General features: G+C 72.7%; 25 protein-coding genes. 11 read left to right on the top strand and 14 right to left on the bottom strand.

Going from position 1 to position 25,681, the window contains the following annotated elements:
* Positions 1 to 7 precede the first annotated feature (7 nt).
* A complete protein-coding gene (locus ACFYPR_RS14715) occupies positions 8 to 493 on the top strand; it encodes a SigE family RNA polymerase sigma factor (protein ID WP_354860244.1) in 486 nt (161 codons plus the stop codon).
* Positions 490 to 1,554 (top strand): LCP family protein, encoded by a 1,065-nt coding sequence (locus ACFYPR_RS14710; RefSeq protein ID WP_387260371.1) that lies wholly within the window; start codon positions 490 to 492, stop codon positions 1,552 to 1,554. The genes ACFYPR_RS14715 and ACFYPR_RS14710 overlap by 4 nt, the downstream gene beginning before the upstream one ends.
* 4 nt (positions 1,555 to 1,558) lie before the next feature.
* Here the strand turns inward: ACFYPR_RS14710 and ACFYPR_RS14705 are convergent, their stop codons facing one another.
* A complete protein-coding gene (locus ACFYPR_RS14705) occupies positions 1,559 to 1,771 on the bottom strand; it encodes a hypothetical protein (RefSeq protein ID WP_387260368.1) in 213 nt (70 codons plus the stop codon).
* 122 nt (positions 1,772 to 1,893) lie between these two features.
* On the opposite strand from ACFYPR_RS14705, the gene ACFYPR_RS14700 reads away from it, so the two are divergent.
* Together ACFYPR_RS14700 and fbaA are read left to right on the top strand one after the other, a co-directional pair.
* Positions 1,894 to 2,277 (top strand): phage holin family protein, encoded by a 384-nt coding sequence (locus ACFYPR_RS14700; protein ID WP_354860252.1) that lies wholly within the window; start codon positions 1,894 to 1,896, stop codon positions 2,275 to 2,277.
* 136 nt (positions 2,278 to 2,413) lie between these two features.
* On the top strand, positions 2,414 to 3,439 hold the full coding sequence (gene fbaA, locus ACFYPR_RS14695) for a class II fructose-bisphosphate aldolase (protein WP_355064616.1): 1,026 nt from the start codon (positions 2,414 to 2,416) through the stop codon (positions 3,437 to 3,439).
* A gap of 49 nt (positions 3,440 to 3,488) precedes the next feature.
* Here the strand turns inward: fbaA and ACFYPR_RS14690 are convergent, their stop codons facing one another.
* On the bottom strand, positions 3,489 to 4,682 hold the full coding sequence (locus ACFYPR_RS14690) for an LOG family protein (RefSeq protein WP_387260365.1): 1,194 nt from the start codon (positions 4,680 to 4,682) through the stop codon (positions 3,489 to 3,491).
* Between the two features lie 247 nt (positions 4,683 to 4,929).
* On the opposite strand from ACFYPR_RS14690, the gene ACFYPR_RS14685 reads away from it, so the two are divergent.
* The gene (locus tag ACFYPR_RS14685; protein ID WP_354860259.1) at positions 4,930 to 5,358 is read left to right on the top strand and encodes a DUF3151 domain-containing protein; all 429 of its coding nucleotides are present in this window, start codon (positions 4,930 to 4,932) and stop codon (positions 5,356 to 5,358) included.
* Positions 5,359 to 5,404: 46 nt separating this feature from the next.
* Here ACFYPR_RS14685 and ACFYPR_RS14680 read toward each other — a convergent pair whose 3' ends face one another.
* A complete protein-coding gene (locus tag ACFYPR_RS14680) occupies positions 5,405 to 7,726 on the bottom strand; it encodes a chromosome partitioning protein (RefSeq protein ID WP_387260362.1) in 2,322 nt (773 codons plus the stop codon).
* A 71-nt stretch (positions 7,727 to 7,797) separates the two neighbouring features.
* The gene (locus ACFYPR_RS14675) at positions 7,798 to 8,859 is read right to left on the bottom strand and encodes a hypothetical protein (protein ID WP_363942122.1); all 1,062 of its coding nucleotides are present in this window, start codon (positions 8,857 to 8,859) and stop codon (positions 7,798 to 7,800) included.
* Positions 8,860 to 8,983: 124 nt separating this feature from the next.
* Here ACFYPR_RS14675 and ACFYPR_RS14670 point away from each other — a divergent pair, with 124 nt between their 5' ends.
* Together ACFYPR_RS14670 and purD are read left to right on the top strand one after the other, a co-directional pair.
* Complete coding sequence (locus tag ACFYPR_RS14670) at positions 8,984 to 10,273, top strand: adenylosuccinate synthase (RefSeq protein WP_354853416.1); 1,290 nt, start codon at positions 8,984 to 8,986, stop codon at positions 10,271 to 10,273.
* 172 nt (positions 10,274 to 10,445) lie between these two features.
* Positions 10,446 to 11,696 (top strand): phosphoribosylamine--glycine ligase, encoded by a 1,251-nt coding sequence (purD, locus tag ACFYPR_RS14665; protein ID WP_355064624.1) that lies wholly within the window; start codon positions 10,446 to 10,448, stop codon positions 11,694 to 11,696.
* A gap of 10 nt (positions 11,697 to 11,706) precedes the next feature.
* Here purD and ACFYPR_RS14660 read toward each other — a convergent pair whose 3' ends face one another.
* From ACFYPR_RS14660 to ACFYPR_RS14650, 3 genes are all read right to left on the bottom strand, one after another.
* A complete protein-coding gene (locus ACFYPR_RS14660; RefSeq protein ID WP_354853422.1) occupies positions 11,707 to 13,269 on the bottom strand; it encodes an AMP-binding protein in 1,563 nt (520 codons plus the stop codon).
* 196 nt (positions 13,270 to 13,465) lie between these two features.
* Entirely contained in the window at positions 13,466 to 14,680 is a 1,215-nt protein-coding gene (locus ACFYPR_RS14655) for an acyl-CoA dehydrogenase family protein (RefSeq protein ID WP_355064628.1), read from the bottom strand.
* A gap of 1 nt (position 14,681) precedes the next feature.
* A complete protein-coding gene (locus ACFYPR_RS14650) occupies positions 14,682 to 15,134 on the bottom strand; it encodes an SCP2 sterol-binding domain-containing protein (RefSeq protein ID WP_387260359.1) in 453 nt (150 codons plus the stop codon).
* 69 nt (positions 15,135 to 15,203) lie between these two features.
* Between ACFYPR_RS14650 and ACFYPR_RS14645 the strand changes: the two genes are divergently transcribed.
* A complete protein-coding gene (locus ACFYPR_RS14645) occupies positions 15,204 to 15,848 on the top strand; it encodes a TetR/AcrR family transcriptional regulator (RefSeq protein ID WP_355064630.1) in 645 nt (214 codons plus the stop codon).
* A gap of 6 nt (positions 15,849 to 15,854) precedes the next feature.
* On the opposite strand, the gene ACFYPR_RS14640 is transcribed toward ACFYPR_RS14645, so the two are convergent.
* From ACFYPR_RS14640 to ACFYPR_RS14610, 7 genes are all read right to left on the bottom strand, one after another.
* Positions 15,855 to 16,490: a DedA family protein gene (locus ACFYPR_RS14640; protein WP_354853434.1), complete on the bottom strand. Its 636-nt coding sequence runs from the start codon at positions 16,488 to 16,490 to the stop codon at positions 15,855 to 15,857.
* Positions 16,491 to 16,561: 71 nt separating this feature from the next.
* Positions 16,562 to 17,824, bottom strand: coding sequence for an adenylosuccinate synthetase (locus ACFYPR_RS14635; RefSeq protein WP_387260356.1), 1,263 nt, complete (start codon positions 17,822 to 17,824; stop codon positions 16,562 to 16,564).
* Positions 17,821 to 18,780 (bottom strand): hypothetical protein, encoded by a 960-nt coding sequence (locus ACFYPR_RS14630; RefSeq protein WP_354853440.1) that lies wholly within the window; start codon positions 18,778 to 18,780, stop codon positions 17,821 to 17,823. Before ACFYPR_RS14630 ends, ACFYPR_RS14635 begins: the two co-directional genes overlap by 4 nt.
* A 9-nt stretch (positions 18,781 to 18,789) precedes the next feature.
* Complete coding sequence (locus ACFYPR_RS14625; RefSeq protein WP_354853443.1) at positions 18,790 to 19,761, bottom strand: serine/threonine protein kinase; 972 nt, start codon at positions 19,759 to 19,761, stop codon at positions 18,790 to 18,792.
* A complete protein-coding gene (locus ACFYPR_RS14620; RefSeq protein WP_354853446.1) occupies positions 19,758 to 20,510 on the bottom strand; it encodes an NUDIX domain-containing protein in 753 nt (250 codons plus the stop codon). The genes ACFYPR_RS14625 and ACFYPR_RS14620 overlap by 4 nt, the downstream gene beginning before the upstream one ends.
* 95 nt (positions 20,511 to 20,605) lie before the next feature.
* Positions 20,606 to 21,652 (bottom strand): MaoC/PaaZ C-terminal domain-containing protein, encoded by a 1,047-nt coding sequence (locus tag ACFYPR_RS14615; protein ID WP_387260352.1) that lies wholly within the window; start codon positions 21,650 to 21,652, stop codon positions 20,606 to 20,608.
* Positions 21,652 to 23,010 carry a 3-oxoacyl-ACP reductase gene (locus ACFYPR_RS14610; protein WP_354853451.1) on the bottom strand — a complete coding sequence of 453 codons (1,359 nt, stop codon included), beginning with the start codon at positions 23,008 to 23,010 and terminating at the stop codon, positions 21,652 to 21,654. The genes ACFYPR_RS14615 and ACFYPR_RS14610 overlap by 1 nt, the downstream gene beginning before the upstream one ends.
* A 55-nt stretch (positions 23,011 to 23,065) precedes the next feature.
* Here ACFYPR_RS14610 and ACFYPR_RS14605 point away from each other — a divergent pair, with 55 nt between their 5' ends.
* The 3 genes from ACFYPR_RS14605 (at position 23,066) to ACFYPR_RS14595 (ending at position 25,485) form a co-directional block, all read left to right on the top strand.
* Positions 23,066 to 24,358 carry an acetyl-CoA C-acetyltransferase gene (locus ACFYPR_RS14605; RefSeq protein WP_387260350.1) on the top strand — a complete coding sequence of 431 codons (1,293 nt, stop codon included), beginning with the start codon at positions 23,066 to 23,068 and terminating at the stop codon, positions 24,356 to 24,358.
* 90 nt (positions 24,359 to 24,448) lie between these two features.
* Positions 24,449 to 25,141 (top strand): hypothetical protein, encoded by a 693-nt coding sequence (locus tag ACFYPR_RS14600; protein ID WP_387260347.1) that lies wholly within the window; start codon positions 24,449 to 24,451, stop codon positions 25,139 to 25,141.
* Between the two features lie 2 nt (positions 25,142 to 25,143).
* Entirely contained in the window at positions 25,144 to 25,485 is a 342-nt protein-coding gene (locus ACFYPR_RS14595; RefSeq protein WP_355134075.1) for a nuclear transport factor 2 family protein, read from the top strand.
* The last annotated feature ends 196 nt before the right edge of the window (positions 25,486 to 25,681 follow it).

The raw sequence follows: 25,681 nt of genomic DNA, 5'->3' as shown, positions 1-25,681 counted from the left end.
AGGTGCAGTGACGTACGAGGAGTTCGCGGACACGCGACTTGCCCCGCTGCTGCGGTACGCGGTGATGCTCACCGGCGATCCGCACCAGGCGCAGGATCTGGTGCAGGAGACGATGGTCCGGGTCCAGCTGAACTGGCGGCGGGTCGTCCGCGCGGACTCACCCGAGCGGTACGTGCGCCGGATGCTCACCAACCAGTACGTCGACTGGAAGCGCGGCTCGTGGATGCGCCGGGTGCTGCTGCGCGGGGAGCCCGACGAGTCCCTGCCGGCGTCGGCCGACCACGCCCAGTCCGCCGTGGACCGGGACCAGATCTGGACCTGGCTGTCCCGGCTGCCACGCAGGCAGCGCGCCACCCTCGTGCTGCGCTACTACGAAGACCTACCCGACGCCGAGATCGCCGACATTCTCGGCTGCGCCGTCGGGACCGTACGTTCGTCCATCTCCCGGGCCCTGGCCACGCTCCGGGCCGAGTATGTGGAGGTTCGCTCATGATCGAGGATGACCTGCGGGCCGCCTTCGCCCGGCACGAGCCGCTGACCCCGCCGACCGGCCCGCTGCGGGCCGCCATCGACCGGCTGGCGATCGGCCGACGTCGGCGCCGACGCCGCTGGCAAGCCGGTGGCATCGCGCTGGCCCTGCTCGGGGTGCTGGGGCTCGGGGTGCCCCTGCTGACCCCGGAGCGCGCGGGGCCGCCGCCGACCGCCGAGCTGCTCGGTGAGTCGGGTCGGACGACACCGACCGGCGCGCTGAACATTCTGCTGCTCGGCATCGACGGCGACGGCCGGACGGCGGCACACGCGGACGCGGTCCTGTTGGTGCACATCCCGGCCGACCGCAGTCGCCCCTACCTGGTGTCGCTGCCACGTGACCTGGGGGTGCCGATTCCGGGCCAGGGGACCGACAAGCTGAACGCCGCGTTCCCGTTCGGCGCCGGGTTCACCCGCCCCGAGCTGACCAAGGGGTACGAGCTGACTCGGCGTACGGTGGCCGAGCTGACCGGGGTCCGGGTGGACGCTGGCGTGGTGCTGACGTACCGCGCGGTGCGCTCGCTGACCGACGCCCTTGGCGGGGTGCCGGCCTGCCTGCCCGAGCGGGTGCGCTCCGTCCACACGAAGCGGGTCTTCCCGGCCGGCTGCCAACGTCTCGACGGCGCCGCGTCGGTCGACCTGCTCCGCCAGCGCTACGGTCTGCCCGAGGGGAGCCAGGACCGGGACCGCAACGCCCGGCTCTTCGCCGCCGGGCTGGTCCGCCAGACCACCGACCAGGGCGTGCTCACCGATCCGGTACGCCTCGCCAAGCTGCTGACCACCGTCGGCCCGGACCTCGTCGTGTCACCCGACCGGGCCGCCATGCTGGACCTGCTGCGGCTCGCCTCCACGCTGCGATCGGTGGAGCCGGTTGGGATCGGCCTGCCGGTCGTCTGGCCGACCGGGAAGGACCGCTACCTGCGTACCGACCCGAGGCTCGCGCCGGAGTTCCTGACCGCGCTGCGGGAGGACCGGCTCGGCGACTGGGCGGCCCGTCACCCGAAGCTGGTCGACGAAGCTCGCTGAGCCGTCAGCGGTAGTCGTCCTCGTCCGCAGTGACCACCCGGGCCTGCTCCATGGCGTCCCAGTCGTCGACCTCCATGCCGCGCTGCGGCTCGACGTCGACGTGCGCCGGGTCGACCACGGTGGCCTGCTCGACCGCGTCGGCCGGCTCCGCCTCGGGGTCGCGTTCGTCCGCGGCGAGGTGGTCGCCGGGGGTGAAGTCCTCATCGGGCTGACTCATGGTCCCTCCCGGGTTCTCGGGGCACGATTCCCACCACCGTACGGGCTGCGTCGGCGGCGCGCGCGGAAGCCGAGTCGGCGGAATCAACCCATGATGGCGCGAGCCGATGCCAGGATGGTGCCGTGGGCTTCCTCATCCGACTGGCGATCACCGCGGTCGCGTTGTGGGTGACCACGCTGATCGTGCCCGGCGTCGACGTGCACGGCCGTTCGGGTGGCAACACCGTGCTCACGCTGATCGTGGTGGCGCTCATCTTCGGCGTGATCAACGCGGTGCTCAAGCCGATCATCCGGGTGGTCGGCTGCGTGTTCTACCTGCTGACCCTGGGCCTGTTTGCGCTGGTGGTCAACGCGCTGCTCTTCCTGCTCACCGACCGGATCGCCCGCGGGCTCGACCTGCCGTTCCAGGTGGACGGCTTCTGGGCGGCGTTCTGGGGAGCGATCGTGATGACAGTGGTCACCTGGCTGATCAGCGTCATCGTGCCGGACCGTCTGGACACCCGGTGAGCGGCTGACACCCCCCTCGGTTGGTCCTGCGCACCACACCTGCGGGATACTGCCGGGCGGAGGACAGCGCGGTCCGGCGCACAAGTGAACAACAGCGGCCAGCACGGCCGAGAGTGGTAAGTAAGGAGCGCATCACATGCCCATCGCTTCCCCCGAGGCCTACGCGGAGATGCTGGACCGCGCCAAGGCTGGCCGGTACGCGTACCCCGCGATCAACGTGACCTCCTCCCAGACGCTTAACGCGGCGCTCAAGGGCTTCGCCGACGCGGAGAGCGACGGCATCGTCCAGGTCTCCACCGGTGGTGCCGAGTACCTGTCCGGTCCCTCGATCAAGGACATGGTGACCGGCGCGGTGGCGTTTGCCGCGTACGCGCACGAGGTGGCCAAGAAGTACCCGGTCAACATCGCGCTGCACACCGACCACTGCCCGAAGGACAAGCTGGACAAGTTTGTCCGGCCGCTGCTGGGCATCTCGCAGGAGCGCGTGAAGCGCGGCGAGCAGCCGCTGTACCAGTCGCACATGTGGGACGGCTCGGCCGTGCCGGTCGCCGAGAACCTGCAGATCGCCTCCCAGCTGCTCGACGAGGCCGCCAAGGCCAAGGTCGTCCTTGAGATCGAGGTCGGCGTCGTCGGTGGCGAGGAGGACGGCGTCGAGAACGCCATCAACGACAAGCTCTACACCACCACCGAGGACGGCCTGGCCATGGTCGAGGCGCTCGGCCTCGGCGAGAAGGGCCGCTACATGGCGGCGCTGACCTTCGGCAACGTGCACGGCGTCTACAAGCCGGGCAACGTCAAGCTCCGCCCGGAGATCCTGAACCAGATCCAGGAGGCGGTCGGCGCCAAGTACGGCAAGGACAAGCCGCTCAGCCTGGTCTTCCACGGCGGCTCGGGCTCCCTGCTGAGCGAGATCCGCGAGGCTCTCGACTACGGCGTCGTGAAGATGAACATCGACACCGACACCCAGTACGCCTTCACCCGGCCCGTCGCGGACCACATGCTCCGCAACTACGACGGCGTGCTGAAGGTCGACGGCGAGGTCGGCAACAAGAAGCTGTACGACCCGCGTGCCTGGGGCAAGGCCGCCGAGGCAGGCCTGGCCGCCCGTGTCGTCGAGGCGTGCGAGCACCTGCGCTCCACCGGCACCACGATGGCCAAGTAACGACGTTCCACCGACGGCCGGCTCTCCCTCGGGGAGCCGGCCGTCGTCGTCAGGTCGTCAACAGGCGGACGGCCTCGCGGACGTCGTCGGTGAGGTGGATCGTCGACGACAGGTCACCGAACGGGGAGGCGGCCAGCAGCGGGCGCAGCAGCGCCTCGACCGGCAGCTCACGAGTCCAGTAGTCGCGGTCCAGGAAGATGTACGCGCCGCTGGCCCCGTCGGTGCCGTAGTAGGTCTTGGTGGCCGCCTGGAACACCTCCTGCACCGTGCCCGCCCGCCCCGGCGCGAAGACGATGCCACCCCGGGCGAGCCGCAGGATGGTGTCCTCCCGGATGGCGTTCGAGAAGTACTTCGCGATCCGCCCCGCGAACAGGTTCGCCGGCTCGTGCCCGTACAGCCAGGTCGGGATGGCCAGCCCTCCGGCCCGTGCCCACCCGGCGTCCCCGGCGCGCTGGCGGGGCACGCCCGCGTACCGCTGCCGGACCGTCAACGCCACGGCCGTGTACCGGTGGTGGTCGGTGAAGTCGGGCGCGGTGGCCAGCAGGTCGATCGCCGCGGTCAGGTCCGCCGCCGGCCGGTCCGCCAGGTACGCGCCGAGGTTCGCCGCCTCCATCACCCCGGGACCACCGCCGGTCACCACCAACCGGTCGGCCCGCGCCAGCTCCCACCCCAGCACGGCCGCCATCCGGTACGCCGCACTGCCGCGCCGCACCGCGTGACCGCCCATGATGCCCACCACCGACTGCGGCCCGTACCCGCCCAGCCAGGCGCGGGTGGCGTCGGCGAGCGCGTTGTCCACGCCATGGTCGTGCAGCCGCTGACCGAGCGCCTCCTTCACGTCCGGCAGCGCGCCCCCGTGCGCCCGGTAGTGCTCGTACACCCGGGTGTCGTACATCCCGGCGAACCCGCCCTCGGCGAACCCGGCGGCCAGGTCGTCCGGGGTGTAGAGGTGCGCCGGCTGGGTCGGGTACGGCAGCCCGGAGAACGGCGGCACCACGTTCGCGCCCCGCCGGACCAGGTCGGCGCCGACCTCCCGGGAGGCGAACCGGCAGCCGACGAAGAGGGTGCCGGTGACCTCGACGCCGGTCAGGTCGGGCGCCGGGGCGAGGTCGAGGCGTAGGCCCTGCACGGTCAGCCCGGTCAGGCGGCCGGTGACCAGCTGCCGGTCGAACTCGTCCCGGGTCTGGATCTCGTCGGCGTGCAGGTGCGGCTCGATGACGTCCGTGGGAGGTGGGGTCGGCACCCGGCCATCCTGCCCCTTCGGTGGGGCCTGCCAAACCCCGGGCGGGGTGGAAGCGACAGGAGCCCGGTGGTCGTGGCCACCGGGCTCCTGCGTAACCGGGTCCTGGGGAGGCTCCGGACCATTAGTTGTAATGGAAAACACCTGGCGGCGGCATAGGCCGCAGGCGTGATGAACTCCTCAGCCGTTCAGCGGAACGTGTCGGCCGACCCGCTCGCGTGTCGCCCTGTCCAGCGGGTTGAATGGGGCGATGCAGAACCTTTTGCCGGAGCCACCGGCCACCCTCCTGCCCGCGAACGACGAGGCCGACGCCGCCCTGGCCGCCGCCCAGGAGGCCGGCACCGATGAGGCGTTCGCCGAGGTGGCGGCCCGCTTCCCGACCTACAGCGCCGCCTGGGCGGAGCTCGCGGCCCGGGCGTTCGCGGCCGGTGCGGTGGTGACGGCGTACGCGTACGCCCGCACCGGCTACCACCGTGGCCTGGACCAGCTCCGCCGCAACGGCTGGAAGGGGCACGGGCCCGTGCCGTGGTCGCACGAGCCCAACCGGGGCTTCCTCCGCTGCCTGTACCTGCTCTCCCGGGCCGCCGACGAGATCGGCGAGGCCGACGAGGCGGCCCGCTGCGCCCAGTTCCTGCGCGACTGCGACCCGGCCGCGGCGGACGCGCTGGCCAGCAACTGACACCGCCGTCGAAGGCCGGCCCGGAGTCGGGCCGGCCTTCGACGGGCTACAACCCCTCGGCGACCGCGGCGGCGATCTTCAACCAGGCGTCGCGGCTGGCCGCGGAGAGCGCGCCGTACCGGATCGGCTCGCCGCTGTCGATGAGTCGCTCGTACGGCGCCAGCAGCACCGCCCTGGTCCGGGCCGCGAAGTGCTCCTGGATGGCCGGAAGGTCGATCTCCTTGCGCGACGGCGGCATCGACACCACCGTCACCGCCTGCCGGACCAGCCGCTGCCGGCCGCTTTGCTCCAGGTGGTCGAGCATCCGGGCGGCCGTCTCCGCCGAGTCGTTACGGGCCGACATGGTGACCACGAGCTGGTCGGTGGCGTCCATCGACGCCTGCCAGTTCTGCGCCCGCACGTTGTTCCCGGTGTCCACGAAGATCAGCTTGTAGAACCGGCTGACCACCTCGCGGATCTCGGCGAACGCGGCAGCGGTCAGCATCTCGCCACCGGTCGCCGACTCGTCGGAGGCCAGGACGTCGAACATTCCCTCGCCCTGCGAGCGGACGTACTGCGACAGGTCACCGACCCGACCGTGCGCGCCCTGGAACTGCCCGAGGTCGCGCAGCATGTCCCGCACCGTGCGGGAGTGGAAGTCCTGCTGGGCCCGCATGCCGAGCGTGCCCTGGGTCTCGTTGTTGTCCCAGGCCAGCACGTAGCCGCCGCGCTTCTGCCCGAACGTCATGGCCAGCAGCAGGATGGCCACCGTCTTGCCGGCGCCGCCCTTCGGGTTGACCACGGTCACCTGCCGCAGCCCGCCGAAGTTGCGGCGCACCATCTCGATGTCCCGCTTGAGCTCCTGCTCGTGCCGCCCCGGCGAGAGCCGGAGCAGACCCATCTTGTTGACCACCGCGCGTACGCCCATGGTGGCCACCGGGTCGGCGGGCCGTACCTGCCGGCGGCGGGCGAAGTCCTCGGCCGTCGGCGCGGCCGTGGTCTCCGGAGTCCAGGTGGCGTCCGGGTAACCGGTGGCCGGCACCCGCGCCACCGGGTCGGTCTCCTGGTACTGCTGAGGCGGTGCCGGTGGAACCGCGGCCGCGCCCTGCTGCCAGGGCGGCGGATACCAGCCCGGCGACGGCGGGAACGGCCCCGGCGGCGGGGTCGCCACCGCGCCCTGCTGCGGCGGCTCGACCGGTGTCGGGCCGGCCTGGCCGGGAATCGTCGGCGAGTACGTCTGACCGGCGTAGGTCTGGCCGGCGTACGTCTGCCCCGCTCCGGTGCCCTGGTCGACGGTGGGCGGTGGCGGTGGAACGGGCGGCGCGGGAATCGGCGGCGGCGCGACGGTGGCCTGGTCCTCGGCCGACGGGGGCGGGCTGGCCGGCCGCTGCGGCGGATACGCCCAGGGCGACTCGGTTGGCGGCCGTGCCGCCCCGACGGCACGGCCGTCCTCCCCGGCGCCGGCTCCTCCGCCAGCCTGCGGCACCGGCACCGGCACCGCCGGGCCTGCGATGCTCGGACCTGCGATGATCGGCCCTGCGGTGCTCGGGCCTGCGGTGGTCGGCCCTGCGGTGGTCGGCCCTGCGGTGGTCGGGCCTGCCGTGCTGGGATCTGCCGTCACCGGACCTGTGGCGGGCGGGCCTGCCGGGGTCGGTCGGTCGGTGGGCGTGGCTGCTGCCGCCGGGCGGTCCAGGGAGAACGGCAGGTCCAGGTCGACGCCGCCCGACGCGACCGGCGGGTCGGTGACCGGACCTGGGACAGGCTCGTCGGCCGGCGCCGCTCCGGGTGCGGTGCCCGTCGCCCCGGTTGCGGTGCCCGTCGCTCCGGCTGGGGTGGCCCCCGACAGCGTGCCGGTGGCCGGAGTGCCGGAGGTCGGCGGCGACGTGTCACTTCCTGGCCCGACGAGAGCACCCACGGCCGGCGGAACCGGTGCTGTCGACGGAACGGGTGGTGCGGGCGGAGTGGCTGGCGCTGGTGGCGCGGGCGGCGTGGGTGGAGTGGCTGGCTCGTCGGCCGGCGGCCAGCTCGGCCGCGCCGGTGCCCAGCCCGTACCCGCCCCGCTCGGGCCGGTGGCCCCCCAGCCGCTCGGCGGGGGCACCGCCCCGGTCAGGGACGGGTAGTCCGACGGAGACGGCGGCGGGAGGGCTGCGGCCCCCGGCTGCCCGGGAACCGGCGGACGGCCGGTCGGCGGCGCGGTCACCGGCGGCGAGACGGCCGACGACGGCGCGGACGGCGGTGGGCCGTCCCGCCGCTCGGCGACCGCCGCCCACGGCGGCACCACGTCACCCGCGCCCCGCTCGGCCGGATCCGGCGGCCAGAGTGGTTCGATGTCCCGCTCCGGCACCGGCTGCTGGCCGGGCACCTGCGCCCGGTCGGCGTTCTTGTCCATTACGGTTCCTCCCCAGTCCTCCTGCGAGGATAGGCCCACCGGCCGATCGGGGCCGATCGGCGCAGTCGGGGTCAGACCACCCAGACCGCCCAGGCACCCGGTTCGATCCACCAGGAGCGCTTGCGGGTCAGCTCACCCTCGACGCCATCGTCGAGGTAGGGCACCTTTCCCTCCCGGGGCAGCACCGACACGGCCCGTCCCCGGGCCCGCCGCACCTCCAGGCGTACCCGCTTGCGTCCCAACGCCGAGCGGACGACCACCGGGACGGCCACCGCGACCTCGACCTGGCCGTCGGCCGGGTCCGGCGCGGCCAGCAGCGTCACGTCGTCGAGCGACGCGTACCCGCCGGCATTTCCGATCGCGCAGGCCAGCAGCGGTTCGTCGCCGTCGGTGAGGATGGCGTCGTCCACCTCCACCCGGGCCCGCCAGTGCAGCGGGCGGCCCGCGTCATCGGCGGCGCCGAGCAGAGCGCCGTCCAGGGTCACCGAGCCGCCGTCGTTGCGCAGCAGGTCCAGCCGGCGTGGCGTGCCGTCCAACACGGCGGCGGCCACGGCCGCCGGGTCGCGGGGCAGCCCGAGCTGCGCGGCCAGGTCCCGGTGGGTGCCGCCGCGCGCCGGGTCGAGAGGGAGTACGGCGACCGGAGGCAGGTCGGGCAGGGTCCGGTCACCGCGCAGGTCAGCCGGACGGCGGCTCGGCGGTGGGGCGTACCGCCGGACGAGCCGGCGCAGCACGGCGCGCAACTGCGCGTCGCTCGCCGTGGCGACGACCAGCCGGGTCTTGCCGTCCGAATCCGGCCAGGTGAGACCGTCCGGGCGGGCCGGACCGTCGAGCTGGGCCAACACCGCGTCGATCTCCGCGTCCGAGCGGGCGGTGACCGTCTGCACCCGGGCACCTCGGGCGGTCAGGGCGTCGGCGCAGGCCAGCACCGGCACGCGGGGCCGGTCGGTGGCGCACCGGTCGGCGTCACCCGGCGTCCCGCCAGGGTCGGTGCCGGCGTCGGTCGCCGTGCCAGCGTCAGCGCCCTTGACGGCGGTGTCGGTTCCGGTCGCGCCGCCGCAGCAGGCCCCGCCGCTGCCGCAGCCCCCGGGAGCGTCGCGCTCCGATGAGAGGGTGAGCAGCACCACGTCGTACACGGAAGGAGCCTCCTGCCTCTCGACGCGACCCCTGCCGGTCGCGCCGTCACTACTTGTTAACCTGACACCCCGGGCTCGCCAACCGGTCGCCACCTGGCACCCGAGCCTTCTGGAGGCGGAAAAGATGCCAGCGATCGTGCTCATCGGCGCTCAGTGGGGCGACGAGGGCAAGGGCAAGGTTACCGACCTGCTGGGTGAGCGGGTCGACTACGTCGTGCGCTACTCCGGCGGCAACAACGCCGGGCACACGGTCATCACCCCGGACGGCCAGAAGTACGCGCTGCACCTGATGCCCTCCGGGGCGCTCTCGCCGAGCGCGATGATCATCATCGGCAACGGCGTGGTGGTCGACCCGAAGGTGCTGCTCGCCGAGATCGACGGTCTCGCCGAGCGTGGCGTGGACGTGTCCCGGCTGCGGATCTCGGGTGACGCGCACCTCATCATGCCGCACCACCGGGCGCTGGACCGGGTGGTCGAGCGGTACCTCGGCTCGTCCCGGATCGGCACCACCGGCCGGGGCATCGGCCCGGCGTACGGCGACAAGGTCGCCCGGATGGGCATTCGGCTCCAGGACCTGCTCGACCCGGGCATCCTGCGCAAGAAGCTGGAACTCGCGCTGCGCGAGAAGAACCAGATGCTGTTCAAGGTCTACAACCGCAAGGCGATCGACCTTGAGGCCACCGTCGAGGAGTACCTGGAGTACGCGGAGCGGCTCAAGCCGTACATCGCCGAGACCCGGGCCATGCTCTGGGACGCGCTGGACCGCGGCGAGACGGTGCTCCTGGAGGGCGCCCAGGCCACCATGCTGGACATGGACCACGGCACGTACCCCTTCGTGACGTCGTCCAACCCGACGGCCGGTGGCGCCTGCGTGGGCGCCGGCATCCCGCCGACCGCGATCAACCAGGTGATCGCGGTGAGCAAGGCGTACACCACCCGGGTCGGTTCGGGGCCGTTCCCGACCGAGTTGTTCGACGCCAACGGCGCGCACCTGCGCAAGATCGGCGCGGAGTACGGCACCACCACCGGCCGGGAGCGCCGGTGCGGGTGGTTCGACGCGGTCGTGGCCCGGTACGCCTGCCGCCTCAACGGCGTCACCGACCTGGTCATCACCAAGCTGGATGTGCTCACCGGGCTGCCCAAGGTGCCGATCTGCGTCGGCTACGAGATCAACGGCAAGCGCGTCGACGACATGCCGATGAGCCAGACGGACTTCCACCACGCCACGCCGGTGTACGAGGAGCTCGACGGGTGGTGGGAGGACATCACCAAGGCCCGCACCGTTGACGAGCTGCCGGAGAACGCCCGTCGCTACATCGCCCGCGTCGAGGAACTCTGCAACACCAGGGTCAGCGTCATCGGCGTAGGCCCAGGCCGAGAAGAAAACGTAGTCCAACACCCCCTCCTCCCCTAACCCCCCACCCCACCCACCCACCCCCGGGCCCCGACCCCGCCTGGCGTCCCCGCCCCCTTCGCCCTGTTGATCAAGAGTTTTGCGTCAGATTCGCGCGAGATTTTGACGCAAATCTCTTGATCACCGGCGCGATGCGGGGCGGTGGGTGGGGTGGACAGTAGGATGCTCGGTTGTGCGGGTTCTTTTGGTGGGTGGTGGTGGGCGGGAGCATGCGCTCGCGCTCGGGTTGGCACGCGATCCGGCTGTTTCGGCGCTGATTGCCGCGCCTGGTAATCCGGGGATCGCCTCGGTTGCCGAGGTGCGGGCCGTGAACGCCTCCGATCCGGCCGCTGTCGCCGCGCTCGCCGTGGAGACTGCCGCTGACCTGGTGGTGATCGGGCCGGAGGCGCCGCTCGTGGCCGGTGTCGCCGACGCGGTACGTGCCAAGGGCATCGCCGTGTTCGGCCCGTCGGCCGAGGCCGCCCAACTGGAGGGCTCCAAGGCGTTCGCCAAGGACGTGATGACCGCCGCCGGTGTGCCGACCGCCCGGGCGTACGTCTGCACCGACGAGGAGACCACCGCGCGGGCGCTGGACGAGTTCGGCGCCCCGTACGTGGTAAAGGACGACGGTCTGGCCGCCGGCAAGGGCGTGGTGGTGACCGACGACCGATCCGCCGCGTTGGCGCACGCCGCGGAGTGCGGCCGGGTGGTGGTCGAGGAGTTCCTCGACGGTCCGGAGGTCAGCCTGTTCGTGGTCACCGACGGCGAGGCGGCGCTGCCGCTGCTGCCCGCGCAGGACTTCAAGCGGATCGGCGACGGCGACACGGGCCCGAACACGGGCGGCATGGGCGCGTACGCGCCGCTGCCCTGGGCCCCGCCCGGCCTGGTCGACGACGTCATGCGCGACGTGGTCCACCCCACCCTGGCGGAGTTGCGCCGTCGGGGCACGCCGTTCGCGGGCCTGCTCTACGTGGGCCTCGCGATGACGACCACCGGCCCTCGGGTGATCGAGTTCAACGCGCGCTTCGGCGACCCGGAGACCCAGGTCGTGCTCGCCCTGCTGGAGACCCCGCTGGGTGGGCTGTTGCACGCGGCGGCCACCGGAACGCTGGCCGAGCACCCGCCGCTGCGCTGGCGCGACGGCGCGGCGGTGACCGTGGTGCTCGCCGCGCAGGGCTACCCTGCCGCGCCGCGCACCGGCGACGTGATCACCGGCGCGGACCGGCCGGGCATCATCCACGCGGGCACCGCCCGCCGGGCGAGCGACGGCGCGTTGCTCTCCGCCGGCGGCCGGGTCCTCTGCGGTACGGCCACCGGCCCCGACCTGGCGGCCGCCCGGGATGCGGCGTACGCGCTGGTGGACGGGGTGGAGCTGGCCGGCTCGCAGCACCGCACCGACATCGCCACCGCCGCGGTCGAGGGCCGGATCACGATCCCGACCTGAGGGTCCCGCCTCAGCCGTAGTAGCGGCGTAGTTCCCGGGTGAGCACCTTGCCGGTGGCGTTGCGGGGCAGGTACTTCACGAAGACCACGTCCCGGGGTACGGAGAACCGGGCCAGGTAGTGCCGGACGTACTCACGGACCGCCTCGGGGTCGAGGGTCTCGCCGGGGTGCAGGGCGAGGAATGCGGCCAGTCGCTGGCCGTACTCGGGGTCGGGTACGCCGATCACGGCGGCCTCGCGTACCTGCGGTAGTTGGGCGAGCAGGTCCTCCACCTCGGACGGGAACACGTTCTCGCCGCCGGAGACGATCATGTCGTCGGCCCGGCCGTCGACGAAGAGCAGCCCGTCGGCGTTGAGCCGGCCGAGGTCGCCGGTGTCGAGCAGGCCGTCGCGGGTCTCCCGGCTGGCACCGGAGGTGTAGCCCTCGAAGAGCATCTCGTTGCCGACGAAGATACGGCCGACCCGACCCTCGGGTATCGGCTGACCGTCGTCGTCGAGAATTTCCAGGCGGGTGCCGTGCGGCGGCCGGCCGGCCGCGGTGGGTGCCTGGCGCAGGTCCGGGGGACCGGCGATGGACGCCCAGGAGACCTCGGTGGACCCGTAGAGGTTGTAGAGGACGTCTCCGTACACGTCCATGAACTTCGGGGCGAGCCCGCCCGGCAGAGCCGATCCGCTGACCGCGACGACCTTGAGCGGGGGGCGCGGGTCCGGTGGGGGCACCTCCAGCAGCCGTTGGAGCATCACGGGTACGGCGAAGAGGGCGTCGCAGCGGTGTGCCACCAGGGCGGCGATCGTGGCGGCCGGGTCGAAGCGGCGGTGCAGCACGATGGTGGCCCGCAACGCGAAGCAGACCTGCAGGGCGGCGAATCCCCAGGTGTGGAAGATCGGGGCGGCGATCAGCACCCGGTCCTTGGCGTGCAGCGGGATGCGGTCGATGATGGACACGAGCGGCCCGAAACCGCTGGGTGTGGGCCGGCGGGCGCCCTTGGGCGCGCCGGTGGTGCCCGAGGTGAGCACGATGATCCGGCCGTCGCGCTCCGGTGGGTGCAGCTCGCCGGGCAGCGCTCCGGCCACCAGCTCCTCGCGGGCGCGTTCGTCGAGGCGGGGCAGCTCGGCGGGGAGGCCGAGGACCCGTTCGGCGAACTCGTCGTCGTGCACCAGCAGCCGCAGCCGCTGCTCCTCGGCGACGGTGGACAGTTGGGCGGCGGAGAGCCCGGTGTTGACCAGGACCGCGTCGACGCCGAGCAGGGTCGCCGCGACGATGGTCTCGATCAGCCCGTGGTGGTTGCGGCACAGCACGCCGATCCGGTCGCCGGCCTGTACGCCGAGCCCGGACCGCATCGACCGGGCCATGCGTTCGGCCCGGTCGAGGAGCGCCTGGTAGGTCAGCTCGACGCCGTCCTCGTCGATGATCGCCGGCCGACCAGGGTCTCGGGCGGCTGCCTGGCGCAGTTCGCCGGCGAGACTCCACCCCCAGGTGCGCAACGCGTTGAGCTGTGAGGCGATCCGGATCGGGCGGCCCGGGGTGAGCAGGCCGCGCCGGGTCAGCGTGGCGACGACGAACGGCAGGTCCATGCCGCAGACCTCCTTGAGGGTGGTACGCGGACGGGCAGTGGGACTCCCATCCGGCAGGGCGTCTTCCTTGATCATGCACCCGACGCGGCATCAGGCCCAGCCGGCGTCGGCATGGGGTGACGAAGACGGCACGGATAGGTAGGACGCCGCCCCTGGCCCGACCGGCAGTCGGGCCAGGGGGTGGCTGACCGGAGGCTCAGCGGATCTGCATGCCGGAGATCGCCCGGGAGATCACCAGTCGCTGGATCTCGGACGTACCCTCGAAAATGGTGTAGATCTTGGCGTCGCGGTACCAGCGTTCGACGGGGTGGTCGCGCAGGAAGCCGGCCCCGCCGAGCAGCTGCACCGCCTTCTCGGTGACCGACACCGCCACCTCGCCGGCCTTGAGCTTGGACATCGAGCCCTCGCCCGCGGTGAACGGGCGGTTGTTGCGGCCCATCCAGGAGGCCCGCCAGACCAGCAGCCGAGCCGCGTCGATCTCCATCCGCATGTCGGCCAGCGCGAACGCGACCGCCTGGTTCTCGATGATCGGCCGTCCGAACTGGACCCGGTCCTTCGCGTAGTCCAGGGCGTACTCGTAGGCGGCCCGGGCCACGCCGAGCGCCTGCGCGCCGACCGTGGGTCGGGACAGCTCGAAGGTGCGCATCGCGGCCTGCCCGCTGGCCCGTTGCCCGGTGCGGGCGCGGTCCAGGCGTTCCAGCAGGGCGTCCCGTCCGCCGAGCAGGCAGCGGCCGGGCACGCGTACCCCGTCGAGAAAGACGTCGGCGGTGTGTGACGCGCGCAGGCCGAGCTTGCGCAGCTTGCGGGTCGCGGCCAGGCCGGGGGTGCCGGGCGGTACGACGAACGCCGCCTGGCCTCGGGAGCCGAGTGTGGGGTCGACCGAGGCGGTGACCACGTGCACGCCGGCGATGCCGCCGTTGGTGGCGTACGCCTTCTGGCCGTTCAGGACCCACTCGTCGGTGGCCTCGTCGTAGACGGCCCGGGTGCGCATCGCGCCGACGTCGGAGCCGGCCTCGGGTTCGCTGGTGCAGAACGCGGCGACGGCTGGGGAGTCGACGTCGCCGAAGCACTGCGGCACCCACTCGATCATCTGTTCGGGGGTGCCGGCGCCGTAGATGGCGGCGACGGCGAGCGAGGTGCCGAAGATGCTCAGGCCGATGCCGGCGTCACCCCAGAAGAGTTCCTCGCTGGCGATGGGCAGGGAGAGTCCGGTCGGGTCTGCCCAGCAGGTGGCGAGGAACTCGAAGCCGTAGAGGCCGACCTTGGCGGCCTCCTGGATCACCGGCCACGGGGTGTCCTCGCGCTCGTCCCACTCGGCGGCGGCCGGGCGCACGACCTCGGCGGCGAAGCCGTGCACCCAGTCGCGTAGATCCCGCTGTTCCTCGTTCAGGTCAAGCGAGAACTCAGCCATGTCAGGCCTTGGGGATGTCGAACAGGTTGGCGATGTTGGCGGCGAGGCCGAGGTCGCCCTTCGCCTTCAGCTTGCCGGTCATGAACATCATCACCGGGTTGGCGCCGCCGGAGACGATCTTCAGGAACTCCACCGGGCCCATGGTCAGGCTCAGCTTCGGGTCGTGCTGCGGAGTCTCGTTCACCTCGCACTTGCCGTCGGCGATGACCACCTCGTAGGTGTCGCTGCCGCCGTCGGGACGACCGGTGATGATCCAGTGGATGACCGCGTTGGTGGAGCCGGCCCGGTCCGCGCGGAACAGCGACGGCATCCGGCCGAAGACCTCACCGAGGACCTTGCCGCGCAGGTCACCGGACATCACCTGGGCGATCTTCTCGTCCGGGGTGGACTTGACCAGCTGGGCGAACTCCTTGGGGCCGACGTTGGCGAAGGTGGCCGGGTCGAAGTCAGTCATGAGATGCGCCTTCCGGGAAGATTTGGCTACTCGTGCGTAACCCTACGCACGAGTAGGTATGCTCGCAAGGTGTCCAGTGTCCCCGCCTTCAAGCGCCTGCCCCGCGCCGTCCGCGAGCAGCAGATGCTCGACGCGGCCGTGAAGGTCTTCTCCCGGCGTGGCTTCCACGCCGCCAGCATGGACGAGATCGCGGAGGACGCCGGCATCTCCAAGCCCATGGTGTACGCCTACCTCGGGACGAAGGAGGAGCTGTTCGTCGCCTGCCTGCACCGGGAGGGCACCCGGATGATGCAGGCCATCGCCGGTGCCGCCGCCCCCGACCTGCCGGCCGACGAGCGGCTCTGGCATGGGCTGCGGGCGTTCTTCGGCTTCGTCGGCGCGCACCGGGACGGCTGGGCGGTGCTCTACCGGCAGGCCCGGGGCGAGCAGCCGTTCGCCGGCGAGCTGGCCACCATGCGGGCCCGCCTGGTCGAGGTGGTCGCCGGGATGCTCGACCACGCGCTGCGCGCCGAGGGCCGCGAGATCGCCGCCCTCGACCTGGAGGTCGTCGCGTACGCCCTGGTCGGCGCGACCGAGTCACTGGCCGACTGGCTCGCGGACCACCCGGACGCCGACCCGGAGAAGACGGCCACCCGGATGATGAACGTGGCCTGGCTCGGCGCCGCCCAACTGCTGCACGGCGTCACCTGGCGTCCGCCGGCCGACCTGCTGTGACGGGTGTCAGGTCGATCCGCCCGGCCAGTTGCGGGCGGCGGCGCGGCGGTGCGCCCGGTGGCGCAGCCAGCGGACGGCCTCGATACCCAGCGTGACGAGCACCGAGAGGCCGATTCCGGCGAGGACGCCCTTGACGGGGTGGCGCGCGAAGGCCAGCCCACCGAAGTAGCCGAGCAGTCCGCAGTACACGGCCCAGGTGACCGTCGCGATCACGTCGTAGAGCAGGAACGACCGGCGGGGATACCGCACCGCGCCCATGGTGAGGGTGACCGCGGTCCGGCCGCCCGGCAGGTAGCGGGAGGTGGTCAGGATCAGCCCGCCGCGCCGGTTCAGCGCACGGCGGGCCCACTCGGAGCTGGCCCGCCGTCGGCTCCCGTCGGGAAACCCGGCGAGCCGGTTCGCGCCGCCACCGCGTCCGATGGCGTACGAGATGTGGTCGCCGACGCAGGCGCCCACCGCGGCGACGGCGATCACCGCCGCCAGGTTGGGGCTCCCGCCGGTGGAGAGCACGGCGGCGGTGATGACGGCCGCCTCGCCGGGTACGGCTGGAAAGAACGCGTCGACCGCCGTGAGCCCGAAGATCAGCAGGTACACCCACGGCGAGGTGATCAGCTGTCGGAGCAGGTCGAGGGCGGCGTCCATGCCCTCATGCTCGCCGGGTGCGAGCCGCCCGGTGGGCCGAGTCGGCGGATCACCCCCTTCGGTCCCGGGCGTCAGGCCGAGCGCACCAGGGCGGGTGGGGCGAGCAGTGGGCCGTGCGGGGTCTTGTCGTCGGCGGTGGGGCCGTGCGAGGCGAGCACCACAGGTGCGCCCAGCTCCGCGCCCACCGCCTCCTTCCAGTCCGTCGGCGGGTCGTCGTACAAGGGTCGGGAGCGCAGCAGGCGGTCGGTGAGCGCGGCCTGTCGGTCCAGGTCGCCGGGTGGGCCGGGGTCGAGCCGGTCGGTGGTGTCGTAGCGGCGGCAGATCCGCAGCTCGGGGCCGGCGAGGTCGAGGTGGGTCAGCGCCAGGCCGTCCACTCCGCCGGCCGCGGCGAGGGCGTACCGGTGGGCGACCGCGTCGAAGTGGCCGAACCGGAACCGGCCCTGCCAGGGGTTGGTCGGGTTGTGCGGGTCGGCCAGCGGCAGGGCCGGGTCCTCGGTCACCAGCGGGCCGGGCCCGTGTCGGGTGGTGACGATCCGCAGCACGCCGATCCGGGTCAGGTCGCCGGACCGACCGGCCTCGGCGAGCAGGCTGTCGGCGTTGGCGAACGTGGTGGTGCTCCACGTCGTGTACGGGTGGAAGCCGTGCCACTCGTCGAGCAGCACCCCCTGCGCGCCCTCGAAGACGCAGGTGCCGGCGCGCAGCGCCCCGGCGAGCCAGCTCCGGTCGACGACCGCGACCCGTGCGGCGAACCCGGTGAACGCGGGCAGGCAGTCGTCGACCGGTGGCGCGTCCAACGGGCCGAGTTCGGCGGTCAGCCGGTCCCGCAGGGCGGTCAGCCGGCGGCGCAGCAGCGCGGGGCGGTGGCAGTCGGCGACGCGGGGCGCGTCGTCGGGGTGGGCGAGGCCGTACGCGACGGCCTCACCCACCCCCAGCCCGCAGGAGCCGTGCCGGTCGGCTCCCCGGGCGATCTCCCGGGCGCGGTTGGCGGCCCGGTGGTACGGGGTGGCGAGCAGCGCGTCGGCGTCGACGGTCAGCCGGTCGAGCGCGTCGGGCACCCCGATCGTGGCGAGATGGTCGGCCTCGGCGGCCAGTGCCAGCGGGTCCACCACCACGTGCCGGGACAGGTGCGTACCGACGCCGGGATGGAACGTGCCCGCGCCGAACTGCGCGAACGTGTGGTGCCGCCCGTCGCGCAGCACGACGGTGTGCGCCGCCTGCGCGCCCCCGTTGAAGCGGACCACCGTGTGCACCGGGCGGGTGGCGCAGAGCCAGTCCACCACCGTGCCCTTGCCGGCGTCGCCGAAGCCGAGGTCGACCACCGCCACGTGCCTCACAGCCTCCTCACCCCGCCGGTGGTGTCGCGGAACGCCGGCAGGGTCGACACCTCGGCCCGCCGCCCCCGGCCGAGGCGGGCCAGGGCCTTCGAGACGGTGCCGGTGGCGCTGGAGCCGGCGTGGTCCAGGTGGCGCAGGCCCTCGTCCAGGTCGATGGCCTGCTCGCCGAGGCCGATGGTGAGCGCGATGGTCTCGCAGACGGCGTCGAGGTCATCGAGCACGACAGCGTTCTGCCCGAGCAGATCCCGCCAGAAGTCGAGCACCTTCGCGTTGCCGGCGTAGTGGCTGCCGGCGGGAAGCAGATAGTAGGTGTCCCAGCGGCGGGTCACCTCGTCGACGACCTGCCGCAGCGGCACGTCCTGCGCCAGGTCGTCGCCGATCAGGCCGGCCACCTCACGAGCCTTCACCTGCGGGTACGCCAGCTCGTCGCCGATGATGAACAGGTAGCCGCGCCGGCCGCGCTTCTCCCAGTTGTCGGTGACGGTGTGCCGGGCCATGAAGTACAGGGCCAGCTCGTACGACTCGCTCATCTGCCCGCCGCCACCGCCTTCGAGGACGATCCGGCCGAGGTCGTCGTCCATCCGGTTGTCCGACTCGAACTGGCCGACCTGCAACGGCACCCGGTCGCAGGTGGCGTCGCCGATCGCACCGAACATGATCTGCGGATCGCTGGCGTACCCCTGCCGTTGCAGCAGGCCGAGCAGCTGCGGCAGCTTGGTCTGCAGGGCGCGTGGCACCCTGCGCATGGAGCCGGTCACGTCGAAGAGCACCGCGATGGGCGTCGACTGCGGGTGCTCGTCGGAGTCCCGGCTCTCCCGGCTCGCGTCGCGGGGGTCGAGCGCGGGGTGCACGGTGCGCGCCCCGCTGTCGCTGTAGGAGAAGGCGCTCCGGCCGGTGGACCGGCGGTAGCGGTCGGCGGCGTCGTACACGTCGGTGGACCAGATTCCACTGCCCATGACAGCTCCCTAGGGGGTGCGGGTGAACGGTCGGAAGGTGCGTGGCCCGTAGAGCCGGTCCAGCACCTGGTCGAGTTCGCGCAGCAGACGCCAGGCGTCGTCGGGGCGGGCGTCCAGGGGCCGCTGCCGGCAACCCTGCGCGAAGGCGTGCAGCTCGCGGGGTGCGCGCGGCCCCATCAGCCAGCTCATGCAGCGGCTGGCCATCGCGATGTCGGTGCCCGGGCCGCAGGGCCGTTTGCCGGGGACCTCCTCCGGATACCAGTCCTCCTGGCCCGGCACCAACGCCGGGATCGTGCTGCCGACGGCTGCGGAGAAGCACCAGTCGACAAGCACCACGCCGTGGGCGTCCGGCTCGATCAGCACGTGTCGCGGCAGGACCGCGCCGTGCACCACGCCCGCCCGGTGGGCCAGGCCGAGCACCACCAGCAGCCGCCGCCACATCCAGGCCACGTCCCGGGCGTCCAACCCGTCGGGGTACGCGCGCCGCACCTCGTCGAGGTCGTGCAGGCCGGGTGCGGTGGCGAGCACGGTGATCCGCCGTTCGGCACCGGAGGTGGCGTCGCGGTGCGGGAATTCGTCGACGAGCCGAGGCACGTACGGCAGGTAGCGCGGGTCGCCGCGCTCGGCGATGGTGCGCAGGGCGTGCGCCTCGCGGGCCATCAGGTCGTTGTCGGTGGGCCGTCGGGGGAGTTTGAGCAGCCGGTCGTCGCCCACGTCGTAGAGGTCGGCCAGGTCGCCCGAGTGGGCCGGCGTGCCGAGGCGGTAGTCGCCGAGGACGGTGACCCGCCGGGCCCGCCACCGGGTGGTGACGTGGATGAACGCGTCGAGGGCTTCGGCGCGTACCGCCGGGTCGGTCGGCAGGCGGTCGGGGTGCAGGGCCGCGACCAGCTCGCGGTAGCGGCGGGCCGGCTGGTCGGCGCCGAACAGATCGGCGTCGGTGCGGGCGGCCGCGACCAGGCCGATGGCCTCCGCGGCCCTCACCGCACCGTCTCCTCGCGGGCGGGGCGCAGCAGCGCCGGGTGCAGCAGGCGGGCGTCGCCGGCCCGGTAGAGCCGTGCGCGCGGGCCACCTCGGGCCCCGCCGCGCTCGGTGCTGGTGCCGGTGCTCTCCACGAAGCCCGGCACGGAGAGCACCTTGCGGTGGAAGTTGCCGGCGTGCAGCGGGTGCCCCCAGACCGTCTCGTAGACGGCGCGCAGCTCGCTGATCGTGAACTCGGCGGCCAGGAAGCGGGTGGCGAGCGGGGTGTACTCCAGCTTGGACCGGGCCCGCTCCAGCGCGTCGTCGATGATGCGGCCGTGGTCGAAGGCGAGCTGCCGGCTGGTCAGCGCGGTCACCGGCAGCCAGATCGCCTCGTCGGCGTCGGTGCCGGCGGCCGGGTCGGGCAGGTCGGGGGCGAACGCGAGGTGGGCGATCGAGACGACGCGCATCCGCGGGTCACGGTCGGGGTCGCCATAGCTGCCCAACTGCTCCAGGTGTACGCGCCGGAGCCCCTCCCCGCCGAGCCCGGTCTCCTCGGCCAGCTCCCGTCGAGCGCCGGCGGTCAGGTCCTCGTCGGGGCGGACGAAGCCGCCGGGCAGTGCCCAGTGCCCCGCGAAGGGCGCCTCGCCGCGGCGGATCAGCAGCAGGTGCAGGGCACCGTCGCGGATGGTCAGCGCCACCACGTCGACGGTCACGGCGACCGACGGGTAGGCCCGCGGGTCGTACGCGGCCAGGAAGTCCTGCTCGTTCATCTGGTCTCTCTCATCCTGAGAACATCTCGTTATGAGAACAACGTAGCGCAGACGTACGCCCCTGCCAAGCCCGAATCAGGATCGGCAGGGACGCGTCAGCGCACGAGACCCGCCAGGTGCGGTCGGCCGCGCGAGTCGTGCAGGGCGAATGCCCCGTCCGGCAGGAGGGTGAAGTCCACAGTGCTCGGCAGCGGTACGGGCAGCTTGAACGCCACCTCGACGGTGCAGGCGTCCGGCAGCCGGGTCTCCAGCGCCGCGAGGCAGCGCGCCTTGCTCCACATGCCGTGCGCGATCGGCCGGCGGAAGCCGAACAGTCGCGCCCCGAGCCGGGAGGTGTGGATCGGGTTGTGGTCCCCGGAGACCCGCGCGTACTCCGTGCCGACGCGGGGTTCCACCCGCCAGCGGGCCGTGGCCGTGGGCGCGGTCGGACGCTCGCCCCGATCGCGCCCGCCGGGTGTGCGCTCCCGGCCCAGGTACGTCGAGACGCCGCGCCAGACCTCCTCGCCGTCGACCGAGCCGACCAGCACCACGTCCACCTGCCGCCCCCGGTCGTGCGGACGCAGGTTCTCGGCGAACGTCGTGAAGTCGAGGGCCTCGTCGGCGGTGATCGGGCGGTGCACGGTGATCCGGTTGCCGACGTGCACCACGCCGGTCAGCGGGATGGGAAAGCCCGGCGCGGTCATCAGTCGCAGGGTCAGCGGAAAGCCCAGGATGTGCGGGAACGTCGCGGGCAGCCGATCGGTGAGCCGGAACCCGCAGACCCGGTCGTAGTCGGCCAGGTGCGCCCGGTCGGTCCGTACCCCGGCCACGGTGAACTCGACCGCCGGCAGGTCGGCGCCGCGCCGCCCACCGAGTCCGGGCAGCGCGCCGAGCGCGGCCCGCCGGTACAGCGCGCCGGGCGCGGGCATCCGGGGCAGCTCGACGCGCGTCCGGCCGCCCGCGCCGGCCGCACTGGCGCCGCTGAGGTCACTGGTCACCTCGGCCGCCGACGCGCTCAAGTCGTGCGTCTGCTCGATGCTCAGGTCGGCGCCGACGGCCTCCGGCCGGCGGATCGCGTCCAGCGTCTCGCGCGACAGGATCTCGGTCGGGCCCTCGATCAGCTCGTGGACCGACAGGTCGTCCGGCTCTCTCCGTTTGCCCATCACGCCCCCAGCAGGCTCTGGCCGCAGACCCGGACGACGTTGCCGCTGACCGCGCCGCTGGCCGGCCAGGCCAGCCAGCCGATCGTCTCGGCCACGTCCACCGGCAGCCCGCCCTGAGCCAGGCTGTTCATCCGCCGGCCCGCCTCGCGGACGACCAACGGGATGCGGGCGGTCATCCGGGTCTCGATGAAGCCGGGGGCCACCGCGTTCACGCTGATTCCCCGGTCGCGCAGGGCCGGGGCGAGCGAGTCGACCACGCCGATCACGCCGGCCTTGCTGGTGGCGTAGTTGGTCTGCCCCCGGTTACCGGCGATCCCGGCGATCGAGGAGACGCCGATGATCCGCCCGCCGGCCGGGATCAGCTCCCGCTCCAGCAGCACGTCGTTGATCCGCTCCTGACTGGACAGGTTGACGTCGATGACCTGGTCCCACCGGTCGGCGTCCATCCGGCCGAGCGTCTTGTCCCGGGTGATGCCGGCGTTGTGCACCACCGCGTCGACCCGACCGTGCCGGCTGGCCAGGTGGTCGGCGAGGCGGGTCGGCGCGTCCGGCGCGGTCAGGTCGAGCTGGACTGCCGTACCGCCGATCTCGTTCGCCACCGCGGCGAGGGCGTCCCCGGCCGCCGGGACGTCCAGGGCGACCACCTGCGCGCCGTCGCGGGCGAGGACCCGGGCGAGGGCCGCGCCGATACCCCGGGCAGCCCCGGTGACCAGCACGACCTGCCCGTCCAGCGGCCGGTCCCAGTCGGCTGGGGCGCTCGCCGCGCCGGCGCCGACCCGGATGACCTGCCCGGAGACGTACGCCGACCGGCCGGACAGGAGGAAGCGGAGGGTCGATTCGAGGCTTGTGCGGGTGCCGGCGGCGCTCGTGTCGCCTGTCACATAGACGAGCTGGGCGGTGGTGCCCCGACCGAACTCCTTGCCGATGCTGCGGACCAGCCCTTCCAGGGCGCGCTGCGCGGTCGCCGCACGCGGTGTCGGGCACTCGTCGGGCGGGGTGCCGAGCACGATCACCCGGCCACTGGGCAGCAGGGCCCGGGCCTGCGGGTGGAAGAAGTCGTAGAGCTGACGCAGCTGGGTCGAGTCGGTGATGCCGGTGGCGTCGTACACCAGGGCGCCGAAGCGGTCCTGTGCCTCGGCCGTGCCGGTGTCGCGCAGCTCGACCCCGGCGGCGGCCAGGATCGTGGTGACCGGCTCGGCGAGCCGGCCGCCGCTGGCCGCGCCGAGCAGGACCGGCCCGGTCAGCAGCGGGTCGCCGGGGTGGTGTCGGCGCAGTCGCGGCGGGTCGGGCAGCCCGAGGCGCTTGACCAGCGCGCGGCCGGCGGCCGATTGGACGAAGCTCGCGTACCTGTCGGTCATGGGCGTAGCCTACTGGCGAGTAAGGTTCGAGCAACACTTGTCGAGGAGGCGGATCGTGCAGAGCATCCGGCGGGTCGCGGTCATCGGGGGCAACCGCATCCCCTTCGCCCGTTCCAACTCCCGCTACGCGGACGCGTCCAACGCGGACCTGCTCGGCGCGGCACTGGACGGTCTGATCGCCCGCTACGGGCTGGCCGGGCAGCGGGTCGGCGAGGTGGTGGCCGGCGCGGTGCTCAAGCACTCCCGCGACTTCAACCTCACCCGCGAGGTGGTGCTCGGGTCCCGGCTCGACCCGCACACCCCCGCGTACGACATCCAGCAGGCCTGCGGCACCGGCCTGGAGGCGGCGATCCTCGTCGCCAACAAGATCGCCCTCGGTCAGCTCGACGTCGGCATCGCCGGTGGTGTCGACACCACCTCCGACGCGCCGCTCGCGGTCAACGAGGAGATGCGGCGCACGCTGCTCAAACTCAACTCCGCCCGGACGCTCGGCCAGCGGCTGAAGGTCGCCGCGAAGCTGCGCCCGCTCCAGCCGTTCAAGCCGGAGATCCCCCGCAACGCCGAGCCGCGTACCGGCCTGTCCATGGGGGACCACGCCGCCCGCACCGCGCTGCGCTGGCAGATCGACCGGCGCTCGCAGGACGAGCTGGCACTGCGCTCGCACCAGCGGCTCGCCGCCGCGTACGACAGGGGTTTCTTCGACGATCTGATGACGCCCTACCTGGGGCTCACCCGCGATGCGAACCTCCGCCCGGACAGCAGTCTGGAGAAGCTCGGCGCGCTGCGACCCGTCTTCGGCACCCGTGGCCCGGACGCCGAGCACGCCACCATGACCGCCGGGAACTCGTCGCCGCTCACCGACGGCGCGTCCACGGTGCTGCTGGCCAGCGAGGAGTGGGCCGCCGCGCACCACCTGCCGGTGCAGGCCTGGTTCAGCTGGTCGGAGACGGCGGCCGTGGACTTCGTGCACGGCGACGAAGGGCTGCTGATGGCCCCCGCGTACGCGGTGCCGCGGATGCTGGCCCGCGCCGGGCTGACGTTGCAGGACTTCGACTACTACGAGATCCACGAGGCGTTCGCCTCGCAGGTGCTGGCCACCCTCGCCGCCTGGGAATCGCCGGAGTTCTGCAAGGACCGGCTGGGACTGGACGCCCCGCTCGGGTCGATCGACCGCGAGAAGCTCAACGTCAACGGCTCCTCGCTGGCGGCCGGGCACCCGTTCGCCGCCACCGGCGGCCGGATCGTGGCCACGCTGGCCAAGCTGCTGGCCGAGAAGGGCAGCGGGCGCGGGCTGATCTCCATCTGCGCGGCCGGCGGCCAGGGCGTGACGGCGATCCTGGAGCGCTGAGGCGTCCCTGTCGATCAACCTGTACGTCGTCCGGTCGCAGCGGGCGGCAAACCGCGGGCGTCGCAACGAACGGCGGACGATACTGGCACGGTGGAGGAGGACCTCGTCGAACTACTGGCCTCGACCGGAGTCACCTGCCGGTTGTTGGTCGAGCAGACGCAGGGCCCATACCACCGAGCTGTGCATCCCGAGCGGCGGGAGATCACCGAGGACCGCGATGGTCTCCCGCTGCGCCTTGGGCTACGCCTATTGGCGGCGGACGCCACCACCCCCCTCGCGGACGTCCTCGTCGAAGTCTGGCAGGCCGACCACGTGGGCCGATACTCCGGCTTCCAGCCATTCGAAGCGAGGCCGGGACAGGTGGTCACCTCGGAGTCGGTGCCGCACGATGTGATCGCCGCCGGTGAGACGTACCTGCGGGGCAGCCAGCGCACCGACGAGCGCGGGATGTGCGCGTTCAACACGATCTACCCGGGCTGGTACGCCAGCCGTACCGTGCACATCCACCTCATCGCGCACCTCGGCGACCGCTCGGTGACCACGCAGCTCTACTTTCCCGACACGGTCACCGACGAGGTTTTCAGTCGCCCGCCCTATCGGGGCCGGCCGCAGCGCGACACCACCAACGCCACCGACAGCATCTTCGCCCACGGCGGTGAGCAGATGATCCTGGACCTGCAAGGAGATCCGACGACCGGCTACACCGGGGTCCTCTGCGTCGTCCTCGACCGGCAAGCGCGACCTGCCTCGGCTCCGGGTCCTTCGGCGGAAAGCGACAGTTGATCGTGGCCAGCAAGGAGCAGATCAGGGCCACCATCGAGGCACACCTCGCCGCCGTCGGCGCCGCCGACGCTACCGCACTGGCGGATCTCTACACACCGGATGCCCGTCTGCATGACCCCGCTGGCGGATCCCCAGTCACCGGCCGAACGGCCATCCAGCAGCACTTTGCCGGCGTGCTCACCGAGCAACGGACAATGGAACTCGTCATGGTGGCGATCGCCGACCACCACGCCGCGTTCCATTTCCGCGCCACACCAGCCGACGGCCCCACCAGAGAGGTCATCGACACCATGACCTTCGACGACCAAGCCATGATCACTTCAATGCAGGCGTACGCGAGCTGACACCAAACCCGGTCGGAGTAACCTGCGTGGCCTGCCGTCCGGCCAAGGGGAGGCGCTCCACCGAGGCCGCGAATGCTGAGGGGTCGTCCGCCCAGGGGAAATGCCCAGCCCGTGGCTGCTGGCCGTTGCCGACGGTCGCTTCGAAGCAGCCCTGAGCGACCTGACCGAGGCAATGCACATCGGCTCGCCGCCCCGG

The organism is Micromonospora sp. NPDC005254 (genome assembly GCF_042872525.1).
Taxonomy (GTDB): Bacteria; Actinomycetota; Actinomycetes; order Mycobacteriales; family Micromonosporaceae; genus Micromonospora.
Note: the sequence above shows the minus strand (reverse complement) of the source record. Positions and strands in the feature narration are given on the sequence as shown.